This window comes from Acinetobacter sp. V2, from assembly GCF_001188385.1.
GTDB lineage: Bacteria > Pseudomonadota > Gammaproteobacteria > Pseudomonadales > Moraxellaceae > Acinetobacter > Acinetobacter oleivorans.
The window spans coordinates 128,100-128,315 of sequence record NZ_JZFB01000001.1 but is presented as its reverse complement, the minus strand read 5'-3'; the positions used below and the strand labels follow the sequence as shown (position 1 = coordinate 128,315).

Here is a 216-nt window from a genome sequence, read left to right as displayed (position 1 = left end):
ACGCTCAAGTTGCTGTTGTAATTCTTTCGGTAAATTATTCTGGTTGTAATACTGTTTACTTAAGATTAAGAATTCTTTATCGGCACTGTCGTGTTGGTCGAGTTCTGGATGATCATTGAGGTCAAACCAATAACCGACCTGTGCATCACGGACATTGCCTGAAACCGTAAACTGCTTAGAACTCAGGTGATGGTAAGCATTAATGTGCTGGTTTAA

1 protein-coding gene is annotated in these 216 nt (G+C 39.8%); it reads right to left on the bottom strand.

What is annotated here, in order from left to right; genetic code table 11:
- A partial coding sequence (locus UC75_RS19455) for a contractile injection system protein, VgrG/Pvc8 family (RefSeq protein ID WP_228136978.1) occupies window positions 1-216 on the bottom strand: 216 nt, incomplete at both ends.